Annotated in this window: 23 protein-coding genes and 1 tRNA gene; 13 read left to right on the forward strand and 11 right to left on the reverse strand. The window is 69.1% G+C overall.

The annotated features are described in order from the left end of the window. From BM041_RS13695 to BM041_RS13705, 3 genes are all read left to right on the forward strand, one after another. The gene (locus BM041_RS13695) at positions 1-270 is read left to right on the forward strand and encodes a hypothetical protein (RefSeq protein WP_092960332.1); all 270 of its coding nucleotides are present in this window, start codon (positions 1-3) and stop codon (positions 268-270) included. After that, on the forward strand, positions 263-1,720 hold the full coding sequence (locus tag BM041_RS13700) for a sigma-54-dependent transcriptional regulator (RefSeq protein ID WP_092960334.1): 1,458 nt from the start codon (positions 263-265) through the stop codon (positions 1,718-1,720). Before BM041_RS13695 ends, BM041_RS13700 begins: the two co-directional genes overlap by 8 nt. A gap of 329 nt (positions 1,721-2,049) precedes the next feature. After that, a complete protein-coding gene (locus BM041_RS13705) occupies positions 2,050-3,024 on the forward strand; it encodes a Bug family tripartite tricarboxylate transporter substrate binding protein (protein ID WP_092960336.1) in 975 nt (324 codons plus the stop codon). A 102-nt stretch (positions 3,025-3,126) separates the two neighbouring features. On the opposite strand, the gene BM041_RS31830 is transcribed toward BM041_RS13705, so the two are convergent. From BM041_RS31830 to BM041_RS13735, 6 genes are all read right to left on the reverse strand, one after another. Then, positions 3,127-4,902, reverse strand: a complete 1,776-nt coding sequence (locus tag BM041_RS31830; protein WP_092960338.1) for a hybrid sensor histidine kinase/response regulator — start codon at positions 4,900-4,902, stop codon at positions 3,127-3,129. 211 nt (positions 4,903-5,113) lie between these two features. Beyond that, positions 5,114-5,578: an NUDIX hydrolase gene (locus BM041_RS13715; RefSeq protein ID WP_245762076.1), complete on the reverse strand. Its 465-nt coding sequence runs from the start codon at positions 5,576-5,578 to the stop codon at positions 5,114-5,116. Further along, on the reverse strand, positions 5,575-6,618 hold the full coding sequence (locus BM041_RS13720; protein ID WP_092960340.1) for a DUF4340 domain-containing protein: 1,044 nt from the start codon (positions 6,616-6,618) through the stop codon (positions 5,575-5,577). Before BM041_RS13720 ends, BM041_RS13715 begins: the two co-directional genes overlap by 4 nt. Continuing rightward, entirely contained in the window at positions 6,615-8,552 is a 1,938-nt protein-coding gene (locus BM041_RS13725; RefSeq protein WP_092960342.1) for a GldG family protein, read from the reverse strand. The genes BM041_RS13720 and BM041_RS13725 overlap by 4 nt, the downstream gene beginning before the upstream one ends. A gap of 4 nt (positions 8,553-8,556) precedes the next feature. After that, a complete protein-coding gene (locus BM041_RS13730) occupies positions 8,557-9,288 on the reverse strand; it encodes an ABC transporter permease subunit (RefSeq protein ID WP_092960344.1) in 732 nt (243 codons plus the stop codon). Then, complete coding sequence (locus BM041_RS13735; RefSeq protein ID WP_092960346.1) at positions 9,288-10,019, reverse strand: ABC transporter ATP-binding protein; 732 nt, start codon at positions 10,017-10,019, stop codon at positions 9,288-9,290. Before BM041_RS13735 ends, BM041_RS13730 begins: the two co-directional genes overlap by 1 nt. A gap of 272 nt (positions 10,020-10,291) precedes the next feature. Here BM041_RS13735 and BM041_RS31835 point away from each other — a divergent pair, with 272 nt between their 5' ends. Further along, entirely contained in the window at positions 10,292-11,182 is an 891-nt protein-coding gene (locus BM041_RS31835; protein WP_092960539.1) for a pesticin C-terminus-like muramidase, read from the forward strand. Then, entirely contained in the window at positions 11,179-11,592 is a 414-nt protein-coding gene (locus BM041_RS13745) for a lysozyme inhibitor LprI family protein (RefSeq protein WP_092960348.1), read from the forward strand. Before BM041_RS31835 ends, BM041_RS13745 begins: the two co-directional genes overlap by 4 nt. A 61-nt stretch (positions 11,593-11,653) precedes the next feature. Here BM041_RS13745 and recG read toward each other — a convergent pair whose 3' ends face one another. After that, positions 11,654-13,774: an ATP-dependent DNA helicase RecG gene (recG, locus tag BM041_RS13750; RefSeq protein ID WP_245762077.1), complete on the reverse strand. Its 2,121-nt coding sequence runs from the start codon at positions 13,772-13,774 to the stop codon at positions 11,654-11,656. A 60-nt stretch (positions 13,775-13,834) separates the two neighbouring features. On the opposite strand from recG, the gene BM041_RS13755 reads away from it, so the two are divergent. Together BM041_RS13755 and mfd are read left to right on the forward strand one after the other, a co-directional pair. Further along, positions 13,835-14,176: a succinate dehydrogenase assembly factor 2 gene (locus BM041_RS13755; RefSeq protein WP_408735405.1), complete on the forward strand. Its 342-nt coding sequence runs from the start codon at positions 13,835-13,837 to the stop codon at positions 14,174-14,176. After that, positions 14,173-17,787: a transcription-repair coupling factor gene (mfd, locus tag BM041_RS13760; protein WP_245762078.1), complete on the forward strand. Its 3,615-nt coding sequence runs from the start codon at positions 14,173-14,175 to the stop codon at positions 17,785-17,787. The genes BM041_RS13755 and mfd overlap by 4 nt, the downstream gene beginning before the upstream one ends. Before the next feature lie 12 nt (positions 17,788-17,799). On the opposite strand, the gene BM041_RS13765 is transcribed toward mfd, so the two are convergent. The 4 genes from BM041_RS13765 to BM041_RS13775 all read right to left on the reverse strand — a co-directional run bounded on the left by BM041_RS13765 (position 17,800) and on the right by BM041_RS13775 (position 19,460). Further along, a complete protein-coding gene (locus BM041_RS13765) occupies positions 17,800-18,459 on the reverse strand; it encodes a DsbA family oxidoreductase (RefSeq protein WP_175533919.1) in 660 nt (219 codons plus the stop codon). A 42-nt stretch (positions 18,460-18,501) separates the two neighbouring features. Further along, positions 18,502-18,927: a globin family protein gene (locus tag BM041_RS13770; RefSeq protein ID WP_092960352.1), complete on the reverse strand. Its 426-nt coding sequence runs from the start codon at positions 18,925-18,927 to the stop codon at positions 18,502-18,504. A 124-nt stretch (positions 18,928-19,051) separates the two neighbouring features. Next, a complete protein-coding gene (locus BM041_RS30590; protein WP_175533920.1) occupies positions 19,052-19,219 on the reverse strand; it encodes a hypothetical protein in 168 nt (55 codons plus the stop codon). A gap of 151 nt (positions 19,220-19,370) precedes the next feature. Next, positions 19,371-19,460, reverse strand: a tRNA-Ser gene (locus BM041_RS13775). A 141-nt stretch (positions 19,461-19,601) separates the two neighbouring features. On the opposite strand from BM041_RS13775, the gene BM041_RS13780 reads away from it, so the two are divergent. The 6 genes from BM041_RS13780 to BM041_RS13805 all read left to right on the forward strand — a co-directional run bounded on the left by BM041_RS13780 (position 19,602) and on the right by BM041_RS13805 (position 25,412). Then, the gene (locus BM041_RS13780) at positions 19,602-20,684 is read left to right on the forward strand and encodes a GSCFA domain-containing protein (RefSeq protein WP_092960354.1); all 1,083 of its coding nucleotides are present in this window, start codon (positions 19,602-19,604) and stop codon (positions 20,682-20,684) included. Between the two features lie 169 nt (positions 20,685-20,853). Next, positions 20,854-21,474 (forward strand): hypothetical protein, encoded by a 621-nt coding sequence (locus BM041_RS13785; RefSeq protein ID WP_139226054.1) that lies wholly within the window; start codon positions 20,854-20,856, stop codon positions 21,472-21,474. Between the two features lie 91 nt (positions 21,475-21,565). Then, complete coding sequence (locus BM041_RS13790; protein ID WP_092960358.1) at positions 21,566-22,267, forward strand: FkbM family methyltransferase; 702 nt, start codon at positions 21,566-21,568, stop codon at positions 22,265-22,267. 227 nt (positions 22,268-22,494) lie between these two features. Further along, on the forward strand, positions 22,495-23,220 hold the full coding sequence (locus BM041_RS13795; RefSeq protein ID WP_092960361.1) for an inositol monophosphatase family protein: 726 nt from the start codon (positions 22,495-22,497) through the stop codon (positions 23,218-23,220). Further along, positions 23,147-24,673, forward strand: coding sequence for an N-acetylneuraminate synthase family protein (locus BM041_RS13800; RefSeq protein WP_175533921.1), 1,527 nt, complete (start codon positions 23,147-23,149; stop codon positions 24,671-24,673). The genes BM041_RS13795 and BM041_RS13800 overlap by 74 nt, the downstream gene beginning before the upstream one ends. A 28-nt stretch (positions 24,674-24,701) precedes the next feature. Continuing rightward, positions 24,702-25,412 (forward strand): acylneuraminate cytidylyltransferase family protein, encoded by a 711-nt coding sequence (locus BM041_RS13805; RefSeq protein WP_092960365.1) that lies wholly within the window; start codon positions 24,702-24,704, stop codon positions 25,410-25,412. Positions 25,413-25,422 lie beyond the last annotated feature (10 nt).

The following is a 25,422-nucleotide window of genomic DNA, read 5'->3' on the forward strand; positions in this document are numbered from 1 at the left end:
TTGCGATCCCTCGGCCTCATCCTGCTTGCCTCGGCGGTGGCGCTGGCATCGGGCTTCGGCCCGATGGCGTCGCTGGACGGTGTGCTGGTCCGGCTCTACCCGCCATCGCTGCGCCTGTTGCAGGCGGCGGTGGATCACAACATCTCCCCCCGCCTCTGGGACCGGGTGATGCTGCCGGTGCTGTCCTGCCCGGCCTGGGTCTTCCCCGCGGTGATCGGCGTGGCGCTGCTCTTCTGGGTCGGGCGGCAGGCCGAGAAGGGGCATGGCTGACGCGGCTGCGCCGCGGGCGGGCCGGGGCACCGAACCGCAGCCCCGCGTACTGCTGGTGGAGGACACGGCCTCCCTCGCCGCCGTCTATGGCGAATACCTGCGCGCTTCCGGCTTCGCGTCCCGCCATGCGCGCACGGCGGAGGAAGCCTTCCGCCTGGCCGCGCAGGAGAAGCCGGATTGCGTGCTGCTCGACCTCCGCCTGCCGGACAGCGATGGCCTGACCGTGCTGCGCGTGCTGCGGCGGGACAGCCCCGACCTGCCGGTGGTGGTGATGACCGCGCATGGCAGCGTCGCCACCGCGGTGGACGCCATGCGCGCCGGCGCGGCGGATTTCCTGGTGAAGCCCTTCGCCGCCGAACGCCTGGCCGTCACGCTGACCAACGCCGTCGAACGCGCGGCGCTGCGGCGGGAGGTGAGGGACCTGGCCGCCGCCCGCCCCCGCACCGCCTTCCAGGGCTTCATCGGCGCGGCGCCCGGCATGCAGGCGGTCTATCGCATCCTGGAGACCGCCGCGTCATCCCGCGCCACGGTCTTCATCACGGGCGAATCCGGCACCGGCAAGGAACTGGCGGCGGAGGCGGTGCACAAGCTCTCGCCGCGGCGCGACGGCCCCTTCATCGCCATCAACTGCGCCGCCATCCCGAAGGACCTGATCGAGAGCGAGGTCTTCGGCCATGTCCGCGGCGCCTTCACCGGCGCGGTCGCGGACCGCCAGGGCGCCGCCGCCGCCGCCGATGGCGGCACGCTGTTCCTCGACGAACTCTGCGAGATGGACCTGGCGCTGCAGGGCAAGCTGCTGCGCTTCATCCAGACCGGCAGCTTCCAGCCCGTGGGCAGCACGCAACTCCGCCGCACCGATGTCCGCTTCGTCTGCGCCACCAACCGCGACCCGCTGCTGGAAGTGCGGGAGGGGCGGTTCCGGGAGGATCTCTACTACCGCCTGCACGTCGTGCCCGTTTCCCTGCCACCGCTTCGCGACCGCGGCGCCGATGTGGTGACGATCGCGGAGGCGATGCTGGCGCGCAGCGCGGCGGAGGAAGGCCGCGCCTTCCGTGGCCTGGCGGAGGATGCCAAGGCCGCGCTGCTGGCCCATCGCTGGCCCGGCAATGTGCGGGAACTGGAAAATGCAGTCCGCACCGCGGTCGTGCTGCATGACGGCGAATGGGTCACGGCGGCGATGCTGCCCCAGACACTCCGCGATGCCACCCTCCGCGATGCCACCCTCCGCGATGCCACGCTCCGTGACGGCGCGGCCCCGCCACCGGCCACGGCGCCACGCCCCGATGGCGACCGTCTGCGCCAGATCCGCCCTTTGGCGGAGATCGAGCGGGAGGCGATCGAGCGCGCGGTCGAACTCTGCGACGGCAACATCCCGAAGGCTGCCGCGCATCTCGGCATCAGCCCGAGCACGCTCTACCGCAAGCGGCTGGCCTGGGGAGTGGCGGGCTAGGGTCCAAACCCCATCATCTGCCGGGCGCCTGGCCGGTCTCGCGCGGCATCCGCGGCGTCAGGCCGCTTGCCGATGCAACCAGCACCGGCGGCGCGTCCTTCCTGGCGGCCTGCCACGCGATCCTCGGCCATTCGCCTCCGGTCTGATCGGGTGTGGACCCTGGATCACGCCGCGTTCAAGTGAACGCAGCTCGTGCTCTAGATGTCATTGAATCTAGAGCAAGAAATGCGTTCAGATGATTCCATCTGAACGCATATTCCTCTAGCGCGGCTTGCGGGATCACCGCGTGCCGTGCGATCCCGCCACGCCATGCCGGGAGGATACGAGACATGAACCGCCGCACCCTGCTTCGTTCCGGCTTCGCCCTGCCGCTCCTCGCCGCGCCGGGTACGCTGCGCGCCCAGTCCTGGCCGGACCGGCCGATCCGCCTCGTCGTGCCCTTCGCCGCCGGCACCAGCACCGACATCATCGGGCGGATGATCGGTGGCCAGATCTCCCGCGGGCTGGGTGGGCATGCGGTGGTGGTGGACAACCGCGCCGGTGCGGGGGGCACCATCGGCTCCGCCGCCGTGGCGCAGGCGCCGGCGGATGGCCATACCATCCTCCTCGGCACCATCGGCACCCATGCGGTGAACCCGAACCTGATGCGGAACCTGGCCTACAACCCGGTGCGGGACTTCACGCCGCTGTTCCTCCATTCCAAGACGGCGCTGCTGCTGGTGGTGCGCCCGCAGCTCGGCGTGCGCAGCATGGCGGAATTCGTGGCGTTGGCGCGGGCGCGGCCGCTTTCCGTCGGCACCTCCGGCGTCGGCACCGCCGGGCACCTGAACCACGCCGTGATGAGCGAGGCGACGGGCACCACCACCACCCATGTGCCCTACAGCGACGGTGCGCGCGCGATGACGGATGCGCTGAGCGGCACGCTGGATGCCCTGTTCTACCACACGCAGTTCGTGCGCGCGCAGATCGGGGCCGGGCAACTCGTCGGCCTCGGCATCACCGGCGCGCAGCGCAGCCCGCTGCTGCCGGCGGTGCCGACCTTCGCCGAGCAGGGCCTGGCCGGCATCGATGCGGAGGGCTGGTGGGCCATGTTCGGCCCCGCCAACCTTCCCGTGCCCGTCACGCAGCGGCTGTCCGGCATCCTCGCCGCCTCGCTGAACGAGGCTGAGACGCGAACGACGCTGGAGCGGAACGGCGTGGAGGCGATCGGCGGTGGGCCGGAGGCGCTGGCGCGCTACCAGCGGGAGGAGCTGGAACGCTGGGGCGCCGTGATCCGCCGGGCGAACATCACGGTCGATTCGTAGGAAGCAGCGCGGCCGGGGCGGGTGGCGCGCCAGCCATCCGTTCCCTGAACGCCCGCTCAGGCAATCCGCCCTTGCCGCGTCCTGGACTTCCAGACCACCCCGTCACGCCACCGGCAGCCACATCGCCGCCGTCGTGCCGCGCCCTGGTTCGCTGTCCAGCAGCAGCGCGCCGCCCGCCCGGGTGCAGAAGCCCCGCACCGTCGCCAGCCCCAGCCCCGTGCCGCGCCGCGGTCCCTTGGTGGTGAAGAAGGGCTCCCCCACCCGGGCCAGCGTCGCCCCATCCATGCCCGCGCCGGTGTCGCTGACCGCCGCCACGATGTAGCGGCCGGCCTTCAGCCCGGCTTCCTCCCGCGCCTCCATCAGCTCCTCGACCCAGGCGGCGATGGTCACGGTGCCGCCGCGGGGCATGGCGTCCCGCGCATTGGCGGCCAGGTTCACCACCGCGGCCTCGAACCCCGCCCGGTCCCCGCGCGCGGGCGGCAGGCCGGGGGGGACGACGACCTGCACCCGCCAGGCGCTGCCGAGCGTGCGGTTCAGCAGCTCCGCCAGGTCCGACAGCGCCCGCCCGGCCTCCAGCGGCGGCTGCCCGCCCTCGGCCTCACCCCCGCCGCCGCGGGCGAAGTCCAGCATCGCCTCCACCAGGCGGCGCCCGCGCTCCGCCGCATCGCCCAGCAGCGCGGCGCAGCGCCGCACCTCCGCCGGGTCATCGGCGCGGCGGTCCATCAGCCGGGCGCCGCTGCGCACGGCCTGGACCAGGTTCTTCACATCATGCGCCAGCCCGGCCGCCAGCAGGCCGATGGCGGCGGCGCGGCCGGCGCGGGCCAGTTGCGTCTCGGCCTCCATCCGGCGTTCCGCCGCCAATTGCTGCTGCCGCGCGCCGCGGATGGCCAGGCCCGTCAGCGCCAGCAGCAGCCCCGCCGCCGCCACGCCGCCTGCCGCCGGCACCACCATCCGCTGGCGCCAGGCCGCGTCCAGCGCCTCCATGCTCAGCCCATAGGCCACCGCCACCGGCCAGTCGCCAACCTGCCGCGCCACGAACAGCCGCGGCAGCCCGTCGCCCACGCTCACGGAGGGGGGCGGCGATTCCCCGGCCGCGCGGGCCACCGCATCCGCCAGCCGCGCCTGCCGCACGGGGCGCTGGCCGGGTTCCGCCGCCGGGTCGGGCAGCGGCGGGTGCCGCGCCAGCACCGCGCCATCCAGGCGCATCATCATCACCGTGTCCCGCGGCGTCTCCACGACGGAGGCATAGAAGCCGGCCAGCGTCGCGGGGTTGAAGGCGGAGGCGATGACCCCCGCCGCATCATCCCCGGGATCGCCGCCAGGCCGCGGCGGCGTGGCGCGGGCGACGGGAAAGATGGTCCAGCCCATGGGGCGCGCGGTGATGACCTCGCCCACCGCATCCCGGCTGCCCTGCCGGAGCGTGGCGACGAAGTCGCGATCGCCGATGTCGGTCGGCCGAGCCGGGAATTCCCAGGAAGCGAGCACCACGCGCCCGCGCCCATCCGCCACCATCACCCCCTGGACCAGCGGATGGAGGGATTGGGTCAGCGCCGCCAGCAGGCCGTGCAGGTCGGGGTTCTGGCGCATCTCCTCCCACCCCATGCGGTCCGTGGCGTGGGCGGTGGCGGTCAGGATGGCGTCATGCGCGCCGAAGCTGCGCAGCGCGTGCTGGCGCAGCATCTCCACCGTCCGGTCGAGCCTGGCGCCGGCGTCGCGCCGGACATCGACCCAGGCCATGACCCCGGCCCCCAGCACGCCGAGTGCCGGCACCAGCACCGCCGCGAGCCAGAGCAGGCGGAACCCCTGGGGAAGCCGGGGCGGTGGCGCCAGGCCAGCGCGGGGAAGGGGGGCGGGGTCTAGGCCGAGGGCGCTCTGCATTCCCGCCCATTCTGGGACAGATGTGGAACATGATATACGCACATTGCCGACAGAGGCAGGTCGGCGGGAACCGATGCCCGGGCCGCGAAAACCCTGGCATCGGCCCGATGTACTTGGTATGTTCCTTCCGCCACCGCCACCCCTGTGACCGCAGAGCACCCCGAAAAACGCGTCTAAACGCGCTAAAAAGGGTAAATCGGCTAAATCGGCTTTAGCTGTGCAGGGAGCTGTCGCGGGATGCCGCGAGGGCGATCACACGCCGCGCCTCCGGCCACAGCCCGTAGGGTTCCAGCGCCCCCACAGGCACCCAGGCCACCTCGGTCACGTCACCGCCCGGCCTTGCCTCGCCGGACAGCCAGCGGGCCTGGAAGTCGATGATGGTGTAGTGGAAGCGCGGGCCGCGGCCGGCCTCGCCCGGGGTGATGGCATCCACCACCGCCAGCAGGCTGAGGGGACCGACCTCGATCCCCGTCTCCTCCAGCAATTCGCGGCGGGCACACAACTCGGCCGGTTCGCCGAGGCGCTGGCCGCCGCCGGGCAGGGACCATTCGCCCTGCCGCGGGGGGCGGCCCCGGCGGATCAGCAGCACCTCCTCGCCCCGCAGCGCGACCACCCCGATGCCGACCCAGGGCCGGTCGGGGTATTCGCGCCGGTTCACGGGGGCGGTGTCGCTCACTGTGGTGCCGGCGCCTCGGCGGCGGGTTCGGCGGCGGGGGCGGCCTGCTTGCGCAGATCCTCCAGCCGCGGGACCAGCGCCTTCTCCTTCCACTGCCCGATCTGGTAGGCCCAGCCGCGCCAGCGGTTGTTGAGGCGCGTCGCCTCCTCATCGCCCTCGGCGGCCAGCATAGCCCAGATCGTCTCCCCGTCCTTGTTGACGGTGGCGGTGATGCGGAGGTTGTCGGTCAGCTCGAAGGCACCGAGGCCCAGGCGCTCGCCGGGGATCTCGGCCGCCCGGCGGACATCGAGGAAGGTGAGGAATTCGAAGGCCCGGGCGATCTCGTCCAGGCTGATCTCATCCATCTCGCCCGCCTCGGCGGGCGTCACGACGGCCAGCTTGCCATCGGCGTCGCGTTCCTTCCGCACCAACAGCGGCGCCTCTCCGGTGCGGGTGACGGAGAGCGAGAGCACCCGTTCGCGGGCGATATTGGCCAGGTCCCGGTCGATCCAGAGGTTGGGGTCGCCATCCAGCGGCAGCCTGCCTTCGCCGAGCCAGGCCTGGTTCTCCCCGGGGCGGCGGACATAGACGCTCTCCGGCACATTGCCCTGCACCCGCACGCGGCGGCGCCCGATGATCAGCTCCGCGATCACCGCGCCTTGCGCATCCAGCACGCGAAGGTGGCTGGCGGTGGAGCCGGACTGGGCGGGGTCGTTCACGCCGAGGCGTTCCAGCATCTCGGGATTCGCGGTTCGCGGCTCCGCCAGGCGGAGTTCCGTGAGGCCCACGAGCAACTCGCGCACCTTCTCCGGCCGCACCGGATGGTCCGCCTTGGAGGGCAGCACCCAGGAATCGCCGGCCCCCTTGCGCACCACCAGCGTCGCGTCGTTGCGCCGCACCTCGATCGCCGCGGCACTGGCCAGGCGCTGCGCCAGGCCGGGAAACGCCAGCGGCGTGGCGGAGGCCGGCGGCGGCGCGTTGGTCTCGGGCGTCAGCAGCAGGGCGCCGCCCACGGCGGCGACGGCGGCGCCGCCCAGCAGCAGCAGGTTGCGGCGGTTCATGCCCGCGCCTCCGCCCGCCGCCGCGCCCGCACCAGGCCGAGGCCGATGGCGAAGATCGTGAGCAGCAGCGGCACCGTCGCGATATTGAGGATGCGGAGCGTCGTCTCCAGCCCCTCGATGTCCCGGCGCAGTTCAAGCTGCACCTGGCGGAGTTCGCCGCGCGTGCGCCGGATCTCCTCCCGTGCCGCGTCGATCTCGGCGCGCTGCTCGGGGGTGATGACGGCGTTCGCGGGGGCCTGGCCCTGACCCGGACCCTGGCGCAGTTCGCGCAGGCGGCGCTCGGTCGCCTCAAGGCGCTCGGTCAGGCCGCGTTCGGTCTGGCGGAACTGGGCCTCCGCGCTGCGGCGGATGTCCTCCACCATCTCGAAGGGCCGCAGCGATTCACCGCGGGAGCGCAGCGAGACCAGCGCCTCGCCCCCCGCCATGCTGTCGGCGAGGTTGATGATGAGATTGCCGTTGTCGCTGAAGGGCGTTGTCACCTGCTGGCCGAAGAAATCCTGCACGCGGACCCAGAAGCGGTCCTCCAGGATGTCGGCGTCGTTGCCGACGATCAGGTTGGCGGGCCCTTCGGTCCGGGCGCGGTGGGCGGGGAAATCCGCCGGGCGCTCAGCACCCTCGGCCGGAGCCGGCGCCGCCGGGAAGGCGGAGGTGAGCGGCCCGCGCACGCGGGCGACGATGGTGCGGACCTGGCCGTCAGGCCGGAAATCCGCCAGCAGCCGGGCCGGGGAGGGATCCTGACGCACGGCCGCACTGTCCACCAGCATCGTCCGATCGCTGGTCTGCACCAGCGGCGTGAACTCGATCGTCGAACCCTCGCGCCGCCGGACCTCGCCGGCGGAGGCCACCGTCACCTGCTGCAATTCCGCGGTCGCGACCTCGCTCCGGTTCAGGCCGGCGACGGGGACGTTGTACCAGGCGAGGTAGTCCACCGCCTGCACGCGGTCCCGCGGGTCCGCCCGCACGCGCCAGGCGCCCCGGAGATCGAGCACCACCTTGTCCGACGGTGCCTCCACGCCCCAGGCATTCAGCAGGCGGGAGAGGGAGGATGAGGTATCCGTCGCCGGCCGCTGGCCGGGGGAGGGGCGCGTCGCCTGGCTTTCGCTATGCGGGTCCGTCAGCGCGATCAACCGGCCGCCGCGCATCACGAACTGGTCGATGGCGTAGAGCATCTGGTCGCTGAGGTTCTGCGCGTGGGCCACCATCAGCACCTGGACATCGGGCTCGATCACCTGCGTGTCGGGCGTGATGTCGCGCACCGTGTAGAACTGGCGCAGCTGGTTCATGGCGACGAAGGGCTGCCCGACGCCGGGCTGGCGCATCATCATCGCGCGCGGATCGCCGTTGAGCGGGAGCGAGGAGATCACGCCCAGCACCGGCCGGCGGGGATTGGAAAGCTCCCACACCATCCTGGTCAGATCATACTCAAGAAAACGCTCGCGATCCGGCTGGAAGAAGGGGATCGTCCGCTCATCGTCCAGCAGGTTGACGCCGGAGAGGCCGAAATAGACCTGCTCGCCCGACTGATCCACCGGCACGCCCTGGAGGCCCAGCGCAACGGCGCGGTCCTCGGTCTCGCTGAAGGGCTCGGGGTCGAAGACCTCCAGCCGCAGCTTGCCGCCGCTGACGGCGACGTATTCGTCGAGCATGGCGCGGACGCGTTCGGCATAGGCGCCATAGACCGGGATCGCGGCGCCGAGGCGGCGGGAATAATAGACCCGGAAGGTCACGGGGTCCTGCAACCCCTGCAGCACCTGCCGCGTGCCGTCGGAGAGCGTGTAGAGGCGGTTCTCCGTCAGGTCGATGCGGGCGCGGGACAGCAGCCGGTCCGACAGCATGTTGACGCCGACGGCCAGCACGGCGCCGAGGCCGAGCGCCACGAGGGCCGAGACGCCGCGCTTGCCCTGCTTCTTGGCGGTGGGGAGTGTCGTGCTCATGCGATCAGTCCGCCTTCCGCTGGTCGATCGCGATGGTGTTCGCGAAGAGGAAGAAGGCCATGAAGGAGGCGAAGAAGACGAAGTCCCGCGCCGCGATCACGCCGCGGGTGAAGCCGTTCAGCCGGTCCGTGATGCTGATGGCGCGCGCGAGGTCCGCCAGCAGCGGGATGCGCTTCGACAGGAACTCCGTCACCACCGGGCTGCCCGCCGCCGTCAGGAAGAAGCAGGCCGCGACGGCCAGGACGAAGGCGATGACCTGGTTCTTGGTCATGGCGGAGATCGCCGCACCCACCGCGAGGAAGGCGCCCGCCACCATCATGCAGCCGAGATAGCCGGTCAGGATCACGCCATTATCCGGGTTGCCCAGCACATTGACCGTGATGACCAGCGGGAAGGTCAGGGCCAGCGCGATGCCGCAGAAGGCCCAGGCCGCGAGAAACTTGCCCAGCACCGCCTGCCACTGCGCGATCGGCAGGGTCAGCAGCAATTCGATGGTGCCGAGCCGCCGTTCCTCCGCCCACAGGCGCATGGTCAGCGCGGGCACCAGGAACAGGAAAAGCCAGGGCACGAAGGTGAAGAAGGGCGTGAGGTCCGCCTGGCCGCGGGCGAAGAAATTGCCGACCGTGAAGGTCAGCGCCCCCGCCATGATCAGGAAGATGACGATGAAGACATAGGCGACCGGCGTGGCGAAATAGCCCGAGAGTTCGCGCCGGAAGACCGTGATCGCGCCACCCATCACGCGGCCTCCGCGGCGGGAAGCGTGAGGCTGCGGAAGACGGCATCCATGCTGGGGCCCCGGGCGGCGAGTTCGGCCGGCGTCTCATCCGCCACCACGCGGCCGCGGGCGATGACCACGGCGCGGGAGCAGACGGCGCCCACTTCCTCAAGGATATGGGTGGAGATCACGATCGCCTTCGTCGGCGCCATGGCCAGGATCAGGTTGCGGACATCATGCTTCTGGTTCGGGTCGAGGCCATCCGTCGGCTCATCGAGAACCAGCACGGCCGGGTCGTGCAGCAGCGCGGCCGCCAGGCCGACACGGCGCTTGAAGCCCTTCGAGAGGGTCTCCACGGGCTGCAACCGCACGCCCTCCAGCTGCGTCAGCGCCATCGCCTTGGCCACCCGGTCCTGCAATTCGGACCGGTGGAAGCCGCGGGCCCGGCCGCAGAACTCGAGAAAGCCGGTGACGGTCATCTCCGGATAGGTCGGCGCGCCTTCCGGCAGGAAGCCGAGGTGCCGCTTGGCGGCCACGGGCTTGTCCACCACGTCGTCGCCGCAGATGCGCGCGGTGCCGGAGGTGGGCGTCATGAAGCCCGCCAGCATGCGCATGGTGGTGGATTTGCCGGCGCCATTCGGCCCGAGGAAGCCCACGACCTCCCCCTTGGCGACGGTGAAGCTCACATCGTCCACGGCCGTGAAGGCGCCGAAGCGCTTCGTCAGGCGCTCGATCTCGATCAGCGCGGTCAAGGCTCAGCCCCCGGTTTCCCCGGCGCAGCGATTAAGGACGCGGGGGGTGCGATGCAAGCCCCCCGGGCGCCTGCAGATCATAAGGCGGGCTAAGGAGGCTGTTCTCTGTTTTTCACGCAGCGGGCCTACGCTGAACTGGGAGGTGCGGAGCGTGGCTCGCCAAATCTCCTATTGACAAAACGAACAAAATAGGAACATACGCCGCGAGACTCGTTGTCGGAGAGAACGCCATGGCGCTCATCCCTCTTACTGAGGAAGGCCTTCGCGGCGCCATGCGCGATAGCCGCTACTGGCAGTCGGGCCATCCTGAGCGCGAAGACTATGTGGGCTGGGTGAGCCACGGGTGGCGCGCGCTCCATGGATCGCCATACCAGGACCCGTCTGGTAGCCCGGTCTTGTTTGTTCAGGCTTACACGCGCGTCCGCGATGGGCACATCGAGCAGGTATCCGCTCACCAGAGGTCCACCCCGGCTCGAACCGGCGACAACGCTGCCGGTGGAGTACCCGCACAGCGGGCTGGGGATGGCGCAGAGCAACCGGCAACGCCGCCGAACGACACGGCGCCGCCGAGACCATCGGAGATCTCAAGGAATGGCGCGGCGTTTCTGTATCAGTGGGAGGCACAAGCCGGTGTAAGTGACAGGCCACACTGGCCTGGCGGCAACAGTGGTGTGACGCTAGGGCCCGGCTACGACATGGGCAGTCGGAGCCGCGAGCAGGTGCAAGGCGACCTCACCGCAGCAGGGGTTCCAGCCAACGCTGCCGCAGCGCTCGCCGGGGGAGCCGGACTCAGAGGCCAGGAAGCCGGCAACTTCGCTACTGCACAGCGGGATGCGGTCAGGCTTACCGACGACCAGCAGAGGGCATTAATGACGATTGCGGTGGCGCCCGCCCAGCGTGCTGTCGCAAACGCAGTTGCGGTTCCACTGAACCAAAATCAGTACGATGCGCTCGTCTCGCTTACCTACAACATTGGCAATGGCGCATTCCAGCGCAGCACGCTGCTGCGTCGTTTGAACGCCGGCGACTATGCAGGCGCGGCAGAGCAGTTTGGGGTTTGGGCTCGATCGGGGGGCGCTGACCTGCCTGGACTCGTCGCGAGGCGCGCGGCCGAGCGGCGGCTTTTCGATTTCCCGTTCGGTACTGACGGAGCAGTGCCATGATCCAGCGAGCCGTTCTCGCTGCGGCTCTGCTCGCCGGCGCCACGGTGGCTCGTGCGCAGGCCGCGTCCGAGCCGGACCAACAGCCACTGGAGGCGTGCCGAAACCATCCCGGCTGGACGCCGACCGGCGCTGCCATCTGCGCTCGCGAGGCGACGGATGCCGCGGACCAGCGCATTGCGGTGTTGATGCGGGAGGCCAGATCGCGTGCCCTTGCGTTGCGCAGCGCCGACCTCGCCGCGTCTCAGGCGGATTGGCAACGGTACCGGGACCTCCACTGCGGCCTCTTCGATCGGGGAGACGGATCGAGCGGCAGCCAGACGCCCGCCGATGTTCAACTGTGCCGCCTGGCCCGCACCCTCCGTCGGGAATCGGAGTTGCGGGAACTGATCTACCTTATGGGTCCACGCTAGGGTCCGGTCTTCACGGCCTCAACCGCTTCTGGCGCCCGACGCCCTTTCCGTTCGAGGCCCGCTAACCCGCATCCAGTCGCGCCAGGGTCGGGTCATGGTCGAACAGCGCCAGCAGGGCCAGCGCCGCCTGGCCGCGCTCGCCCTCCAGCGCCGGGTCGCGGTCCAGCAGCACGGTCGCGTCCCGGTTGGCGATGTGGGTCAGGCGGGCGCATTCCTCGGCATCCTCCCGCGGGTCCAGCAGGCGGGCGCCGGGCAGGCCGGATTGGCGGGCGCCCAGCGCATCGCCGCCGCCGCGGGTCAGCAGGTCTTCCTCCGCAATGCGGAAGCCGTCCTCCGTATCCCGCAGCACCAAGAGCCGACGCTTTTCCGCCTCCCCCAACCCGACGGAGTGGACGAGGAGGCAGGAGGAGGGTTTGGAGCCGCGCCCGACCCGGCCGCGCAACTGGTGCAAGGCGGCCAGGCCGAAGCGCTCGGCCTGCTCGATCAGCATGATGGTGGCTTCCGGCACATCGACGCCGACCTCGATGACCGTGGTCGCGACCAGCAGGCGCGTGGTGCCGGCGGCGAAATCGGCCAGCGACTTCTCCCGCACCGCCAGTTCCTGCATGCCATGGGCCATGCCGACCAGGCCGGGGAAATGGCCCTGGAGTTCGACGAAGCGGTCCTCCGCCGCCACGCTGTCATCGCGTTCGCCGCCGGTGATGGCGCGGACGACCCAATAGGCGCGCTCGCCGCGGGTGATCGCCTCCCGCAGCCGGTCCACGATTTCCGGCAGGCGGTCCTGGCTGGCGATGCGGGTGGCGATGGGCTGGCGGCCGGCGGGCTTTCCTTCAAGGCGGCTGACGGCCATCTCGCCCCATTGCGTCAGCAGCAGGGTGCGGGGGATGGGGGTCGCGGTCATCACCAGCATGTCCGCGTCCTGCCCCTTGTTGGCGAGCATGAGGCGCTGGCCGACACCGAAGCGATGCTGTTCATCGACCACGGACAGGCCGAGGTCCCGGAACGCCACCGCATCCTGGAACAGCGCATGGGTGCCGACGACGATCTGGACCGATCCATCGGCCAGCCCGCGCAGCACGCGCTTGCGTTCCTTGCCCTTCACGCTGCCGGTCAGCAGTTCGACATGCACCCCGGCGGGCAGGCAGAGTTTTGCCAGTGTCCGAAGATGCTGGCGGGCGAGCAGTTCGGTGGGGGCCATCAGCGCGGCCTGGGCGCCGGATTCCACGGCCTGGAGCATGGCCAGCACCGCCACCAGCGTCTTGCCGGACCCCACATCGCCCTGCACCAGGCGGAGCATCCGGCGGGGCGCGGCCATGTCGGCGGCGATATCGGACAGCGCGGCCTGCTGGCCGGGTGTCGGCGGGTGGCCGAAGGCGGCCAGCGCCTTGGCCTGAAGCTCGCCCGTGCCGGGCATGGCCCGCCCCGGCCGGCCCCGCTGGCGGCGGCGGACGAGCGCGATGGCGACCTGGCCGGCCAGCAGCTCGTCATAGGCAAGCCGACGCCGGGCCTCCAGCGTCGGCAGGGCGGTCGGGCGTTGCAGGCTGCGGATGGCGGCATCGAAGGCCGGCCAGCCTTCCCGCTTCAGCAGCGCCCCGTCGGCCCATTCCGGCAGCGGCGCCAGCCGGCCTAGCGCGGCCCCCATCGCCATGGCGATGCGCTTCGGCGTCAAATCCCGCACCATCGGCCAGACCGGCTCGATCAGCGGAAGCTGGTCCTCGCGCTCCGCCACCAGCGGGTTCATCAGGGCGAAGCCGCCGCCGGCCTCGGTCATCACCCGGCCCGACAGGTAGCGGAAGCTGCCTTCGGGCAGCAGCTTCTGGATCCAGGGCAGGCGGCCATTCATGAAGCGCAGCGTCAGTGGCTTGCCGCCGGCCGTCGCCTTCACCTCGACATAGGGACGACCGGTGCGGCCGGACCGCGCGGCGCGCAGCGCGATGACCTCTGCCTCCAGGATGCAATCCTGGTCGGGCGGGGCCTCGGAGGGCGAGGGGACTCGGCGGCGGATGATGACGCGTTCGGGCAGGTGCAGCAGCAGGTCGAGCACCCTGTCGCCGCCTGTGGCTTCCGCCAGCAGCCGCGCCAGCGTCTCCCCCACCCCCGGCAATTCCCGCAAGGGGGCCAGGAGGGGGGCCAGCAGCCCGGTATGGGCGGGGAGCGCCGGGGAGGGTTCAGGCGTTGTCACGAGATCACGGCGCTTCGGGCTGACAGGATTCCCATGCGCCTCTATATGCCAGCACCGAGCATGATGACGATGTCAGACCCAGAACTCCCCCCTGAAGACCTGTCCCCCCGGCGCCGCCGCCTGCAGTTCCGCGCCTGGCACCGCGGCACGAAGGAAACCGACCTGATGGTGGGCGCCTTCGTCGCCCGCCATATCGCGACCTTCACCGAAGCGGAACTGGACGATCTGGAACAGGTGCTGGAACTGCTGGACGTCGATCTGCAGGACTGGCTCTCGGGACGCAGGCCCATCCCGGCGGAGGTCGCCAGCCCGATGCTGGCCCGGATGGCCGCGGAATGCGCGGGCAGGGCGGCGGGGACCACGCCGGAGATCAGGGCGGGACTCGGGCTGGACCCGGCATGACCTTCATCACGGTCCATGGCGCGCCGGAAGGCTATGATGCGCTGCTGCTGGCCCGCCGCCGGGCGGAATCGAAGGGCCCCATCCTGCATGTCTGCCGCGACGATGCGCGCATGGCCCGGATGGCGGAGGCGCTGGCCTTCTTCACCCCGCATACGGCGGTGCTCCGCTTCCCGGCCTGGGACTGCCTGCCCTATGACCGCGTCTCCCCGAACCCTGAAATTGTCTCCGAACGCATCGCGACGCTGACGCGCCTGGCCGAGCCCGGTTCCGCGCCGCGCATCCTGCTGACCACGGTGAACGCCCTGGTGCAGAAGGTGCCGCCGCGCGCGGCCTTCACGGGGGCGACTCTCAGCCTGAAGCGCCGCGGCCGGGCGGATCCGCAGAAGCTGGCGGAATTCCTGGAAGCCAATGGCTATCACCGCACCGGCACCGTCATGGAACACGGCGAATACGCCATCCGCGGCGGCATCGTGGACCTGTTCCCGGCCGGCGAGTCCGACCCCGTGCGCGTGGACCTCTTCGGCGACGAGATCGAGGATATCCGCCGCTTCGACACCGGCACCCAGCGCAGCGGCGAACGCCTGGATGGGCTGACGCTGCGGCCGGTGGGGGAGATGTTCCTCGACGCCCCCTCCATCAGCCGCTTCCGCACGGCGTATCGGGAGTTGTTCGGCGCGGCGGCGGCGGAAGATCCGCTCTATGTCAGCATCTCCGCCGGGCGGCGCCATCCGGGGATGGAGCATTGGGCGGGGCTGTTCCATGAAAGCATGGAAACCCTGGTGGACCATCTGGGGGAGGGGGCTTCCGTCTCCCTCGACAACCAGGCCGAGGATGCGCTGGGCGCGCGGCTGGAGATGGTCATCGACCATTACGAGGCGCGGCGCATGCCGGTGCGGGAGGGGGAGGTGCCCTACCGCCCCGCGCCGCCCGATCGCCTCTACCTCGACCACGACGCGTGGATCCACATGCTGGAGGATTGCCGCGTCTTCCGCTTCGTCCCCTTCGACCAGCCGGAGCACGCGCCGGGTATCGATGCCGGCGGGCGTGCCGGGCGGCTGTTCAGCGATGTCCGCGCGGAGGGCCGCAACGTCTTCACCGCCTATGGCGAGCACGCCGCGGCGCTGGAGAAGCGCGGCCAGCGCGCCGTGCTCGCGGCCTGGACGCGCGGATCGCGGGAGCGGCTCGGCAATCTGCTGCGGGAGAATGGGATCGCCAGCGAAGCGGTGGAGGATTTCGCCGGCGTCCAGAAACTGCCGAAGGGCGTGGTGGGGCTCGCGATCCTCGGCGTGGAGCGCGGCTTCGTCGCGCCGGCCGAGGGCGCGCAGCCCGGCATCGCCCTGGTCGGCGAACAGGACCTGCTGGGGGAGCGCATCGCGCGCCCGCCCCGGCGCCGCAAGCGCGCGGACCAGTTCATCGCCGATGCGACGGAAATCGCCCAGGGCGACCTGGTGGTGCACCAAGACCACGGCATCGGCCGCTATGACGGGCTGGAGACGATCGGCGTCGGCTCCGCGCCGCATGAATGCCTGCGGCTGATCTATGATGGCGGGGACAAGCTGTTCCTGCCGGTCGAGAATATCGAGGTCCTGTCCCGCTTCGGATCGGATGCCGCCGGCGTCGCGCTCGACAAGCTGGGCGGGTCCACCTGGCAGGCGCGGAAGGCCAAGGCCAAGAACCGCATCGCGGACATGGCGGCCGCGCTGATCCGGGTCGCCGCCGAACGCCAGACCCGCGATGCGCCCGCCGCGATTCCGCCGGAAGGCGCCTGGGACGAGTTCTGCGCCCGCTTCCCCTTCGCGGAGACGGAAGACCAGCAACGCGCCATCGCCGATGTGCTGGAAGACCTGGCGGCGGGAAGGCCGATGGACCGGCTGATCTGCGGCGATGTCGGCTTTGGCAAGACGGAGGTAGCGCTGCGCGCCGCCTTCTGCGTCGCGATGTCGGGTACGCAGGTGGCGGTGGTGGTGCCGACCACGCTGCTGTCCCGCCAGCATTTCCGCGTCTTCTCCGCGCGGTTCGAGGGGCTGCCGATCAAGGTCGCGCAACTGTCCCGCATGGTGACGGCGAAGGAAGCCGCGCTGGTGCGCGAAGGGGTGAAGGACGGCACCATCAACATCGTCGTCGGCACCCATGCGCTGCTGGCGAAGGGGATCGAATTCGCCGACCTCGGCATGGTCATCGTCGATGAGGAACAGCATTTCGGCGTCGCCCACAAGGAACGGCTGAAGCAGTTCAAGGCCGATGTCCATGTGCTGACGCTGACGGCCACCCCCATCCCGCGCACGCTGCAACTGGCGCTGACCGGGGTGCGGGAGATGAGCGTGATCGCGACGCCGCCGGTCGATCGCCTCGCGGTGCGCACCTTCATCATGCCCTGGGACGGCGTGGTACTGCGGGAAGCGATCCTGCGGGAGCGTTTCCGCGGCGGCCAGGTCTTCTGCGTCTGCCCGCGGCTGGAGGACCTGCCCAAGCTGCGCACGCGGCTGGCAGAGATCATCCCCGATGCCCGCATCGCGGAGGCGCATGGCCGCCTGGCGCCGACCGAGCTCGAGCGCGTGATGACGGAGTTCGGCGACCAGAAATACGACATCCTGCTCTCCACCAACATCGTGGAGAGCGGGCTCGACATGCCGGCGGTGAACACGCTGATCATCCACCGCGCGGACATGTTCGGCCTGGCGCAGCTCTACCAGCTGCGGGGCCGCGTCGGCCGTGGCAAGCAGCGCGGCTACGCCTACCTGACCTGGCCGCAGACCCATCGCCTGTCCGCCGCGGCGGAAAAGCGGCTGGAGGTGATGCAGACGCTCGACAATCTCGGCGCCGGCTTCACCCTGGCGTCGCATGACCTCGACATCCGTGGTGCCGGCAACCTGCTGGGCGACGAGCAGTCCGGCCAGATCCGGGAAGTGGGGATCGAACTCTACCAGCAGATGCTGGAAGACGCCGTGCAGGACATGAAGGCGGGCGCGGCCAAGACGCGCGACGACCATGACAGCCGCGACTGGACGCCGCAGATCAACCTCGGCCTGCCCGTCATGCTGCCGGAAGCCTATGTGCGGGACCTGCCCGTGCGCCTCGGCCTCTATCGCCGCATCGGGTCGTTGCAGACCGAGGCCGAGATCGAGGCGATGGCCGCGGAACTCACCGATCGCTTCGGGCCGCTGCCGGCGGAGGCGGAGACGCTGTTGCAGGTGGTCTGGCTCAAGGCGCTGTGCCGCCAGGTGGGGGTGGAGAAGCTGGATGTGGGGCCGAAGGGCATCGTGCTGGCCTTCCGCGGCAACCGCTTCGCCAACCCGCCCGGCCTGATCGAATGGGTGGCGGGGCAGCATGGCGCGGTGAAGCTGCGGCCGGACCAGAAGATCGCGCTGGCGCAGGAGATGCCCTACGAGGCGCGGATCCGCTCCGCCCGCGAATTGCTGTCGGCGTTGGCCGAGGTGGCGCAGGGCCGGGTGCCGAAATCGGCCGCGCCGCCGCCGAAGCCCGCCGCGCCGCCCCCCGTGAAGGGGCCGATGCCCGCCAAGAAGAACGTGTTCAGGTCGCCGGTGGTGCCGCCGGCGCCGAAGGGTGCGGCGACGCGGCCGATCCCCTTTCCGGGCCGCTGGAAGCGCTGAGGGCGGCCGGGATCAGCCTTCCACCACCGCCACGTCCAGCAGGCGCTCGATCACCTCCGGCTCCTGCGCGCCAGCGATGGCGTGGCGGCCCTGCACGACGAAGCAGGGCACGCCATTGATGCCCAGGCGGTGGGCGCGCAGGTTGTCGGCATGCACCGCCTCCACTTCCGCGGGGCCCGACAGCAGGCGGCGCGACGCGCCTTCATCCATGCCGAGGGTCGCGCCGATCGAGGCGAGGACGGCGATGTCGCCGATGTCCTGGCCCTCGCAGAAATAGGCCTGGAACAGCGTATCCACCGCATCGGCGGCGACGCCGTGCTGGTCCGCCAGCCGCACCAGGCGATGGGCGTCCAGCGAGGGGGGGATGCGCCGGATCAGGTCGAAATTGAAGATCAGGCCTTCCCCCCGGCCGAGTTCCGCGATGGTGGCGTGCAGGCGCCGGGCGCGGTCCTCGCCCCCGAACTTCCGCACGATGTAGTCCTGCCGCGGCACGCCGCCCGGTGCGATGTCCGGATTGAGCAGGAAGGGGCGCCAGGTGATGTCGGCGGCGATGTCGGGCCGGGCACGCAGGGTGCGGCGCAGCCGTCGCGTGCCGAGGAAGCACCAGGGGCAGACCAGATCGAAGACGACATCGATCTGCAGCCTGGCGCGGGGCGGGGAGAGGATGTTCACGACACCACGATAGCACCGCCCGTGCGGGCGGTGCAGCCGGGTTCAGGCTGCGGCGCGCGGTGTTTCGGTGGCCTCGATCATCGTGCGCGCCAGCACCCCGTAGGCGGCAGCCCAGGCGTTACGGACCTCGGCGGTGAAATGGGGCCCGAGGCCTTCCGCCAGGGTCTCCAGCAGGGCCTGGCCGACCGTGTCGTAGTGGGCCGGCTGGACGCCATAGGCCCCGTGCCGGGCACCGAGGGCGGCGACTGCGGGCAGCAGGGTGTCCGGCCGGCGCAGATGGGCCACGACGAAGCCGATGGCCTGCATCAGCTTGCGGCCCTGGTCCCTGATGTCGGTCCGGGCGAAGAGGGGCTTCAGCGCAGGATCGAGGGCGAACAGGCGTTCGTAGAAAATGGCGGCGGCGGGTTCCGCTATCGGGGCGACGAGGCGGAAGCTGTTCTCGACGATGGCGGTCTGGACGGGGGTCATGGGGGGGCTCCTACTGAGGAGGCACCCTTATGGCGCCACAGCCCGTCCGCTTGATGCCGTGCCGTTTCGCCACCGTTTCATCATTTTTCCAGCGTCGGGAAACAATATTGCTGCAGCTGCCGCGCTACCAATGCGGCATCGGATCGTAGGGCTTGACGGCTGGAGGAGCCTCGAACGCCGCGCGCACGACATCCGTCATGCCAAGCGCCAGGATGACAAGCGCAATGACGGCGACGGCGACAGCGGCGGATCGGAACAGCCGCCGCTGACCTGGCTCGGGGCTCTCAATCATTTCTCCATTCTAGGGAGTTCAGGGGGAACCGTCTATCCCGAGTTGTTTCCGGCAGGCAAACACACGCTAGGCGCGTGTTCGAGCGTCTGCAAGGAATTTGGGGCGGCTTCTGCTCGGAAGCCGGGGGGGGTGTCCTGGTCGCGGCCGAGGTTGGCGGATGGGGTGGGATTCGAACCCACGGTGGACTTGCGCCCACGGCGGTTTTCAAGACCGCTGCCTTAAACCACTCGGCCACCCATCCATGCCGCGCACCATGTTGCCATCCTTTGCGGGTGCACGGCCAGTGGGCGAGACGCCGATCCGGTGGAGAAGAGCTTGTCTTGAGTCCAAATTCGCCTCTCGCCTATGCTGGAGTGACTGGCAGTATCGCATCGGATCGAAGATGGCCTCACCCTATTCATCGCTGCCACCGACAAATTTCTGGCGCTCGGGCGTGGCCGGCGCGGCAACGGGCGACTTTCCCGGGCTGGTGCGGCCCCGGTTTCCGATCACCCCGCAGATGCGCATTGCGACTGCTGGCAGCTGCTTTGCGCAGCATGTCGGGCGCCACCTTCGCAGCCGCGGCTACGCCGTCATGGACGCCGAGCCGCCGCCGCCGGGGCTCGGCGATGAGGAAGCCAAGGCGTATGGCTTCAATCTGTATTCGGCCCGGTATGGCAACATCTACACCGTCCGCCAATTGTTGCAGCTGGCGCGCGAAGCCTTCGGCCTTTTCACCCCGGGCGATGCCGTGTGGCGGCGCGGTGACCGGTATTTCGACGCGCTGCGCCCGACCGTCGAGCCGGATGGGCTTTCGAGTGCAGCCGCGGTGCGTGAACACCGGGCGCAGCACCTGGCACGCGTCGCCCAGGTGCTGCGCGAAGCGGAATTGCTGGTCTTCACGATGGGCCTGGTCGAGGCCTGGGTGCATCAGGCCACCGGCACCGTCTATCCGACCGCTCCTGGCACGGTCGCGGATAGCGAAACCCCCGACGATATCACGCTGCAGGTGTTCGACTTCATGGACGTGCGGGCGGATCTCATCGCCTTCCGCAAGCTCATGAAGAAGGTCAACCCGCGGCTGCGCGTCCTGTTGACCGTCTCGCCCGTTCCGTTGACGGCGACGGCGATGGACAGTCATGTGCTGCTCGCGACCATGTACGCGAAATCCACGCTGCGCGCCGTGGCGGGCCGGATCCTGCAGGACAGTCCTGCCTTCGACTATTTTCCCTCCTACGAGCTCATTGCCGGCCACCCGACGCGCGGGCGCTTCTATGCGCCCAACCTGCGCGAGGTGACGGCGGAGGGTGTCGCATGCGTGATGCGCCATTTCAGCGCTGCCCATGGCGGGGAGGTCGTCCCGGACGAGCAACCATCGTCCACTGCTGCTGCGGCGGTCATCGACGAGCAGGAGGCGGAAGAACGCGTGGTATGCGAGGAGATGCTGCTGGACGCATTCGGACCGCAATCATCGGGGGCACGATAGTCCGATGAGGCTCTGTATCCTCGGCGCATCGCACATCGTTGCGCTTCGTTCCGCCTGGCAGGCCATGCCTGCCGGAGAAAGGCCTGCCGGCCTGCGTGTATCCTTCCTGCCGGGGGGGCGCGATATCGGCGACGTTGTTTTCGCGGATGGCAGCCTTCGGCCGGCCAGCGTGGCGGCGCAGGCCCGCCAGGCGGAGTTGGGCGAAACCGATCAGGTGACGCTGGCCGATTTCGATGCTTTCGCCGTCATCGGCGTGGCCAGCTTCAGGGCGGCGCTGAATGTCTACGCGGCCTGCCGCGGTGAAGCCCACGCGGCGAGGGGCGAGGGCCACCAGCTTGTCTCCGATGCCTGCTTCGAGGCAGCGGTCGCTGGCATCGTCGCGGCCCGCGCCCCCTGGTGGCTGGCGGCCAGGCTCCGGACGGAAACGAAGGCGCCGATCGCCGTGATGGCCGCGCCGATGTATGCAGCATCGGTGCTGCGCGATGCCCGTTTCGGCGCGCGTTTCGAGGGGCTTCGCCGTGATGGCGATGAGGCCGCGCTGGCAGCGAGCATGGAGCGCGCCATGCGCCGTCTCACACACACCGATTTCTCGCTGATCCACCAACCGGCAGAGACGCTCGATAGCCCCGCCACCACGAAGGAACGATTCCGTTCCGGCAAGCCGGTTCGTGCCGCAGCGGGGCGGGTCGCCGCGCCCGATGTCGCCCACATGAACACCGCCTATGGACGCATTGTCCTGGACCGGCTGTTCGCCTTTTGTGCGGGTGTCGGTGGCGACAACAAGGCCTGATCGCCGGAGCCGGCTTCGCTCCGTGATTGAGTCTCGATTGACTCATTAACGCTCGCTGCGTATCGGTAACCGTCCGTGGAGCTGTATCGCAATGGCCGTATCTACTGTGAGCAACCCACCATCCGCATCGCCGCTCCAGCGGGTCAGTCACGCGCAGACGGGCCAGGACATTCTCTGCGACTACTTCTTCGGTCGATACAAGTTGTACCCTGAGGGCGAGCCAGGCTTCTTCGTGGATGTCGGCTGTGCATGGCCGATCCAGGCCTCCAACACCTATTATTTCTATGAGCGTGGCTGGCGCGGCGTCTGCATCGACGCCAACAGCGCGATGGAGAAGGGCTTCAAGGCAGCACGGCCCGAGGACACCTTCGTGAACTGCGGCATCGGCGAGACGGAGGCCGAAGCCACGCTCTATATGTTCAAGGATCCGAAGCACAACACCTTCAACCCGAAGCGTCGGGAAACCTGGGCGACACAGCCGGCGCGCGCGCATCTCTTCCGCGGGGAACGGACCGTACCGATCCGCCGGCTGTCGAATGTCCTTGACGAGGCGGCGCCCGGTCGCAGCCGGATCGACCTGCTCAGCATCGATGTCGAGAGCATGGAGCTTGAGGTGTTGAAGTCCATGGACTTCGGTCGCCACCAGCCATCGATGGTCATCCTGGAGATGCTGATGCCGGTGTCGCGCATCATCGAGGATCCGGTCACGCAATACCTGCTCGCCCGCGGCTACGAATTGATCAGCCACACAAGCCACGACACCATCTTCATCAAGCGCCCTGCCAAGGCCTGAACCGGCACCCCGCTCTGGTTACCTGGCGGTTGGGCACGGGTGGCAAGGTTGCACCGGCGCGAGGGGCGGTGTCATCGGGGTGTAGGCTGGGGCCGAAACGAGAACCAGTCTGGCATCAACTCACGCAGTGCGATAGTCTGGCCAGGCGCAGCCCCCGGTGCGATGCGCCTCGCTGTCCCACACTGCCGGGATAGCTGGTCCTGGCGTGTGACGCATGGAAGAATCGGATGTCTGCTCTGACGACGACGACTGAAACGCGCGCGCTGCTCCAGTCCGTCGCAAACCTGGTTACCGCCAATCTGCCGACAATCCTGGCCGGGCGCCGCGACATCACCTGGAAGCCGGATGGCAGCCCGGTGACCACTGCCGACGTCTTCGTCGAGCAGCTGGTCCGGGACCATCTCTCGGCACGGCTGCCCGATCTCTCCTTCGTGGGTGAGGAAAGCTTCGAGGTAGGGCAGTCGCTTGCCGGACGTAACCTCGCGCTGCTTGATCCGATTGATGGAACCGAGAATTTCTGTTCCGGCCTCCGCGAATGGGGCGTGTCGCTGGGCCTGTGGCGGGATGGGCTGCACCTCGGCAGCCTGCTCATGCTGCCGGAACTGGGCGACCAGCTGATGTCGGGCGACCGGATCGTGCACGAGCGGTCCCGCATCAACGGGTTCTCATCCTCCTACAACGAGGAGATCGGCGCCCGCATCGCCGAGGTTCGGGAGTCGCGCATCTTCGGCTGCGCCGTCTACAATTTGTACAACGTCGCCCGCGGCGCCTTCAGCCGGTTCAGCAATCCCAAGGGCGCCTATGCCTGGGACCTGCTACCGGGATTGATGCTGGCGCTGGAGCAGGGCTGTGACATTCTTGTCGATGGGAACCGCTTCGATGGACAGTTTCTCGAGCCTCATCGCCGATATCGCGTCGACGTACAGCACCGATACGATCTTCATCCTGGGTAAGGGACCCTCGGCCGACCTGGTGCGGCCAGAGGTCTTCGCATCCTCACTGACGATCGGGCTGAACGACGCGGAACGCATCGCGCCGGTCGATATCAGCATCTTCCACGCGGATTGGGTGAAGCAGGGCATCGCCGCTGCCGGCTACCGGTCCCGCCTCTACCTGACCTCGACTGAGTTCGACCCGCCTGGCCGCAAGACGCTGCGCGTGCCGCATTACCGCCTGACCCAGGAATCGTCTGACCTGGTCATGCAGCGCTTCATGTCGGACGAATTCGCGGTGGAGGACATCCTCTTCCTCTCCGCGCTGAAGCTTGCCCGCAGCGTCGCGCGCCAGCGTGGCCGGCCGCAGACCGTCTATATGGTCGGCTTCGATTTCGCGCCCGCCGAGGGCTACAGCAGCCGGATCGACAGGGACTTCGCCCCGCACGCGACGGATGAGCGCGAGGCACGCATCTCACTGCAGGAATTCTATTTCCTCAACACGCTCTACTTCCTCCAGAATTCCGAACTGACGGTGAAGCATGTCGGCAACCGCGCCTTCAGCGTGCTGTCGCCGGAGGAGTTGACGCGGGCGGTGCTGGGTGCCGGCGCCGGGCCGGAACGCCCGCACCACCGCGTCAGCGTCATTGCCGAACTCACCACCAACCATTTCGGCGACCGCCGGCGGCTGGAACGCATGATCCGATCCTCTGCCGCGGCGGGGGCGGATTTCGTCAAGCTGCAGAAGCGGGACGTGGAGAGTTTCTATTCGGCGGAGCAACTCGCCTCTCCCTACCGCTCACCCTTCGGGCCGACATTCGGGGATTACCGGCGCGCGCTGGAACTGTCCCGCGACGATTTCGGCTTCGTCGATGGGCTGTGCAAGGAACTCGGCATCGGGTGGTTCACCTCGATCCTCGATCAGCCATCCTTCGAGTTCATGCTGCAATTCTCGCCGACCGTGGTGAAGCTGCCTTCCACCATCTCCGAACACACGGACTACCTGGACTATGTGGCGGCGAATTACCGGCATGGGGTGGTGCTTTCGACCGGCATGACGGACCAGGCCTATGAGCGCTGGGTGCTCGATACCTTCACGCAGTGCGACCGGCTCTACCTCATGCAGGCCAACTCGGCCTATCCGACGCCACTCAGCGACTGCAATGTCGGCGTGGTGCGGCACTACCACCGCCTGTCGCACTCCGACTCGCGGATCGTCCCGGCCTATTCCAGCCATGATTTCGGCTGGAAGGCTTCCGTCATGGCGGTCGCGGCGGGCGCGCGGATGGTCGAGAAGCATGTGAAGTTCGGCAACACCGAATGGGCGCATTTCGATGCGGTCGCAGTGGATCTCACCACGCCGAAGTTCAAGGAATACGTCGATGCGATCCGGGAGGCCGAACTGATCGTCGGCCGGGAGGAGAAGCAGGTGAACGCCAGCGAGCACCACAAGTATTTCCGCAAGGCGAGCTGACGCCGCGGGGCCACCGGAGCATCCAGGAATGACACCCTATATCGGTTTCCTGCCCTGCCGCGCGGGCAGCGAGCGGGTCATCAACAAGAATGTCCGGCCCTTCGCCGGCTTCGAGAATGGCCTGATCGAACTCAAGCTGCGGCAGATGTGCGGCGTCCGCCGCCTGGAGGAGATCATCGTCTCCTCCAACGACCAGCGGATACTGGACTATTGCGACGCCTTCCGCCGCCAGCATGATGGCCGCGTGAAGCCGCTTGAGCGGCCCGATGAGCTTGGGCGCGGCAGCACGGCGATGGACGACTTCATCCTCTACATCGCGAAGCTGGTCGAGGATGGCGTGATGGTATGGAGCCACGTCACCTCGCCCTTCGTCAGGGCGAAGGAGTATGACGCCATCATCGATGCCTATGATCGCGCGGTGGCCGAGGGCCACGACAGCCTGATCACGGTCAATAAGATCCACAAATTCCTGTGGGACGAGAAGGGGCCGATCAACTACAGCCAGACCCCCATCAAGTGGCCCCGCAGCCAGGACATCAAGCCGATCTTCGAGATCAACCACGCAGCCTATGTCATGCCCTTCGCAGTGATGCGCGAATGCGGCGACCGCATCGGGCATCGGCCCTACTTCATGCCGATCGCGGAGGAAGTAGCGATGGATATCGACTGGGAGGAGCAGTTCGTGCTGCTCGAGCAGATTGCGCGGGTGAAGATGGCTGCCGGATACGCCCTGGTCTGACCGTCCGGCG

Origin of the sequence: Falsiroseomonas stagni DSM 19981 (assembly GCF_900114315.1) — a bacterium.
Taxonomy (GTDB): domain Bacteria; phylum Pseudomonadota; class Alphaproteobacteria; order Acetobacterales; family Acetobacteraceae; genus Falsiroseomonas; species Falsiroseomonas stagni.